This window comes from uncultured Methanofollis sp. (assembly GCF_937919355.1).
GTDB lineage: Archaea > Halobacteriota > Methanomicrobia > Methanomicrobiales > Methanofollaceae > Methanofollis.
Genome location: NZ_CALFSA010000107.1, coordinates 1 through 3,470, shown reverse-complemented (window position 1 = coordinate 3,470; position 3,470 = coordinate 1). Strand labels below are relative to the sequence as shown.

Below are 3,470 nucleotides of genomic sequence, written 5' to 3'. Positions count from 1 at the left end.
GAGGTCAGGGAGATCGCTGAGTCCTTCGACGGCATCTCGATCGACTCGTTCTGAGAGAAACATATGCCAAAGCTCTCCTTTTCTTCTCCTCTCCCGCATGTGGAACTCTGGAGAAAATATCATGATCGGGTTGATGCCTCTCTTGATTCCATGACGAGTAGTGTGGATCCACCGCCTTCCCCTCAATCTGTGCCGGGGGACTTCCTCGAAAGTCTTCGACTTTCTTGACCTCACTTCGTTCGGTCCTCGAAGACCTTCGGTCCGTGGCGCATCGTAGATGTGCACGCACAGGAAAATCTTCGATTTTCCGTCTTCTCGTTGCCCCCCAGACCCCTGGAAATAGGATAGGCCCTGGGAAGACAGAGCAGAGATCCTGACGAGTGAGACTGCCCTCCACCTTCTATCCTAATGGCAGGGTGCGAACGAAGTGAGCATGAGAAAACCGGAGGTTTTCGAGGGACCGGGGGGCGGCAGCCCCCCGGTGGAGGGTTTTGGGAAGACAGGGGATCCCTGTGTCCTGCCATTTAGATCGGTGATATTACGCAATACCCGGACAATCCGGAGGATCAATCCGGGCCGCACCGCGACCCCACAAAAAAGAAGCCCCCTCAACCGCTCATAAATTCAACTGCTTCGCATAGGACGCGAGTACCTGGAGGGGGAAGCCCCGGTGCTCGTCGAGTGCCTGCTCGTCGTCGGGGGACGAGACGAACCCGGCCGCGTAGATGAGGAGGAGGGCGTTGTCAAGGGTGTACGAGACCTCGTCCTCGACCTGGTCGGCCGGGAGGTCCATTGCGAGGAGGGGTCTGTCCTCCGCGGAGAACGCCGGCATCCCCTCGGAGACGACAACCTTTGCCTGGAGGTCGGCGGCCCTCTTCCTCAGGATGCCGAGCGCCGTGGCGACGGCCGCCGGCGCTCCCCTCTTCGCAAGCCTCTGCAGTGCCGCATCTGCCCGCGTCACCGCGTTCCCGTACAGCCCGAACTTGAAACTGAGAAGGGCCGAGGCGATAGCGTGTCCGGTCGTCTCGTCAAGGTTTGCAAACTGCGGCCTGACCCTCTCGATATATGCCTCCAGGTACCTTTCTGCCCGTCCCATAGTCCTCTCCTGCCTTTCTCCCATGATATTTATTTCTCGACCCTCATTGCAAGGAAGGTGATCGTGGCGGCGAAGAGCACCTGCATCATCGGCCCTGTGGAGAAGTCGCCGATGACAAAGATGATAATCGCAAAGAGCGGCGCCATCAGGGAGACAAGGTCTTTTCTCTCTGTGGAATAGGCGATCGCCCCGAGGATAAAGGCGGCGACGATGCACGCCACCCGCCCGACCGTCCAGAAGGGGTGGGTTACAAGAAGTATCGGGTCACCGACGGCGACGATAGCGATAGCCGATACCAGTATCCCGCCGAAAGAGACCAGGGGCACGACACGCCACGCCCTGCTGTCAAACCCATGCCACGACATATATTCCCATCAGATCTATGCGCCGCACATTTAAAAGGGAGGTGGGGGAGATCACTGGTGTGGCGGTCCTTGTCTTTTCCGATGTCCATGCCGACGCGGAGGCCCTCTCCCGCGTCGTCGCCCTGCGAGAGAAACCGGGATTCACGCGGATCTTTGGCCGGGTCGACACCGTCGTGAACCTCGGCGACCTCCTCGGTCGCGGCTATGCCCCTGTCGAGACCCTCAGTCTTGTGGAGCACCTCGCGGAGGAGGTCACCTTCGTTTCCCTCCTCGGCAACCACGACCACGCCTGCATCCATGGCATACCGGTGAGTGGAAGCGATGCAAGGAGCGAGGCGGCCCACCGCCGTCTGGTAGGGTCACCCCTCCTCGCCGCCCTCTCTCATCTCCCTGTCGAGGCGGTGCTCGACGCCACCCTCTTCGTCCACGGCGGCCCCCTGCGGGTGGGGGACGGTCTCACGGAGCGACCCTTCTGGCAGCGCCTCTCGCGTGTGCCCGGCCCGGACTATGCAGGCTACCGCTACACGCCGCAGATGGCCTTTGCCGAACTGGAACGCCGGGGCCTCTCCCACCTCTGCTGCGGCCACCAGCACGCCCCCCTCTGCTGCCAGAAAAGGGACGGCCGGGTCGTCTCCGTCCCCCTGAACCTCGAACCCCTTCCCGGCCTCCCTCTCATCGGGACCTGCACCGACCTCTCTGTACCGTCGATCACGCGGCTCGGTGCTTGCACCGGACAGAACCCGGAGTTTGCCGTCACCGACTTCCGCCGCTTCTGGTATCTCAGGTTATGGTGACAGGCCGGCCCGCCACAGCGGCGAGGGCCTCCTCCAACCGGCGGATGCGGTCGGCCTTCCCGTCTGCAAGGGCCTTCTTCCTCTCCTCCGCCGCCGCGAGCGCCTGGATGTCTCTCTCCTTCTCTGCCTCGGCCCCCGCGATCTCCCCTTCCAGACCCCGCGCCTCCTCGAGGGCGGTGCAGGCCCGCACCCGCTCATACGCCGCGGCGACCCTCTCCCGCACCCCGGCAAGGGCGTCGATCAGCGCCTCCATCTCCTTTGCGGCCGCTCCCTCCTCCGCAAAGAGTGCAAGATCGTCTTTTCCTTTCAGAACCAGATCGCCCCCTGCGATCTGTCTCTGCACGACCATGGCCGCGGATGCAAGGAGGGGGAGGATCTCTTCGCGGCCTGCGTCGAGAGGCCTGTCCAGGAGGGCGGTGCAACTTTCGAGGGTGCGGAGGTCCTGCTCTGCACCGGCGCGCCCCGCGACCCGTACCGCCTTCCTCATCACCCGCGCTGCCTGTCCCGCCGTGTTTGTAAGGCCCTGTACGGCCTCCTGCTCCTCCCGCTGCAGCCCGGCAAGATTTTCCTGCTCGGCTGTGCAGGCGGTATAGGCAGGCCCGGCCCGGAGAGCCCTGAGCCTCTCCCCTGTGCTGGCGACCGTCCTTTCTGCCTCTTCTCGCTTCTCCCCGAGCGTTTTGATCTCCGCGTCGAGCCTCTCAGCCTCGACCCCCGCGTCCGTGACCGCGGCAAGGCCTGCACGTGCGGCGTTGATCCGCGCCCCCGTCTCCCTCGCCTCCTTTACGTGGCCCGTGAGTGCGTTGATCTCCCGGCCGATTTCCCTAGTGATCGCCCTGACGTCCTTCATCTCCTCCGGGAAGACGCCGGAGAGGTATCTCCCCTGCCCTTTCTGGATCTTCAGGAGACTGGTGAGGAGATCCGCGGCTGCGGCATAGAAACTGTCCGGGTCGTCAGGGAGGGGGCGGGTGACCTGCTGTTCCATCGCAGCGATGAAGGCCGGGAGAGAACGGTCTGTCACACTCTTCAGTTTTGGGTGGATGTCCTCCCGTCCTTCAGCCTCCTTCAGCGTTGTGAGGAGACGGCCGAGGTCCTCCAGGGAGGCCGAGACGGTCGTCCTGCACTTCCCTGTCGCATCCTCCAGGCCGGTTTCGACCTCCTCCTCCCGTGCGTCCAGCCACGCCCCCACCCCGTCAAAGGCGAGCGTGAGGCTCTCTT

At 63.3% G+C, this 3,470-nt stretch carries 5 protein-coding genes; 1 reads left to right on the top strand and 4 read right to left on the bottom strand.

The annotated features are described in order from the left end of the window. The 3 genes from Q0520_RS05075 to Q0520_RS05065 all read right to left on the bottom strand — a co-directional run. A partial coding sequence (locus Q0520_RS05075) for a hypothetical protein (RefSeq protein WP_298667300.1) occupies positions 1–234 on the bottom strand: 234 nt, incomplete at its 3' end. Positions 235–616: 382 nt separating this feature from the next. Continuing rightward, entirely contained in the window at positions 617–1,096 is a 480-nt protein-coding gene (locus Q0520_RS05070; RefSeq protein ID WP_298667298.1) for a hypothetical protein, read from the bottom strand. Positions 1,097–1,125: 29 nt separating this feature from the next. Further along, complete coding sequence (locus Q0520_RS05065) at positions 1,126–1,461, bottom strand: hypothetical protein (protein WP_298667297.1); 336 nt, start codon at positions 1,459–1,461, stop codon at positions 1,126–1,128. Positions 1,462–1,502: 41 nt separating this feature from the next. On the opposite strand from Q0520_RS05065, the gene Q0520_RS05060 reads away from it, so the two are divergent. Beyond that, entirely contained in the window at positions 1,503–2,255 is a 753-nt protein-coding gene (locus Q0520_RS05060; protein WP_298667295.1) for a metallophosphoesterase, read from the top strand. Here the strand turns inward: Q0520_RS05060 and Q0520_RS05055 are convergent. Continuing rightward, positions 2,242–3,470, bottom strand: a 1,229-nt coding sequence (locus Q0520_RS05055; RefSeq protein WP_298667294.1) for a hypothetical protein, incomplete at its 5' end; no start/stop codon positions are given. The genes Q0520_RS05060 and Q0520_RS05055 overlap by 14 nt on opposite strands.